Below are 353 nucleotides of genomic sequence, written 5' to 3' on the forward strand. Positions count from 1 at the left end.
GTCGTGGTAACGCAATACCAAATTTATTGATGTTTTTCTTAGCTCAAAGTTGTTGGTGCTGACTTCTGGTAACTACCTGTACAATGGTGTGATTTGTCATATCTAATGGCCAATTTGCAGCAGCACATTCAGGTAATTAAAATACAAAAATAACTAAAAATAGCTTCTTACGCCATCATCTTTTTAAGGAATGGTTCGTAAGGGATGAATCCTTCATCGTCTTCTTTGTCCATGCAGTCAGCTAAAACTTCGTCAGTCTCAGCATCTGATAACCTTTCACCAAGAGAAAGAAGGGTATGGGCAAGTTCAGCAGCCATCATTTTACCATTTTCTTCTTTGTCATAGAGTTTCAG

The 353-nt window shown here is 38.0% G+C and carries 1 protein-coding gene; it reads right to left on the reverse strand.

What is annotated here, in order from left to right:
• Positions 1–167: 167 nt before the first annotated feature.
• Positions 168–353 (reverse strand): EF-hand domain-containing protein (locus tag QWY29_RS19905; RefSeq protein WP_300962979.1); only part of this gene is annotated, 186 nt, incomplete at its 5' end.

The organism is Nocardioides abyssi (assembly GCF_030412915.1).
In the GTDB taxonomy this organism is placed as follows: Bacteria; Actinomycetota; Actinomycetes; order Propionibacteriales; family Nocardioidaceae; genus Nocardioides; species Nocardioides abyssi.